Raw genomic sequence first — 237 nt, forward strand, 5'->3', positions numbered from 1 at the left:
TAGTGTGGTGTAACGCTTGCTGATGGTGGGCCCTTGAAAATAGTGGGCGGCCACCGTCAGTAACCTTTCGACTCAACTTCCACATCTCACCGAAAGGCACATGACGATGACCGCTGCACCGCATTCTATCGACCCGACAACCTATCTGGATGATCTGCTGGCCCAAGCGTCGCCGGATCTGATGCGGCAGATGCTGCAAGGGTTTATCAACCAAATCCTCTCCGCCCAGGCCGACAC

1 pseudogene is annotated in these 237 nt (G+C 55.7%); it reads left to right on the forward strand.

Features of this window, described 5'->3' with window-relative positions:
* Positions 1 to 106: 106 nt before the first annotated feature.
* A pseudogene (locus HMPREF2734_RS11770) lies at positions 107 to 237 on the forward strand (IS256 family transposase); the annotation flags it as partial.

The organism is Corynebacterium sp. HMSC055D05 (genome assembly GCF_001810365.1).
Taxonomy (GTDB): domain Bacteria; phylum Actinomycetota; class Actinomycetes; order Mycobacteriales; family Mycobacteriaceae; genus Corynebacterium; species Corynebacterium coyleae.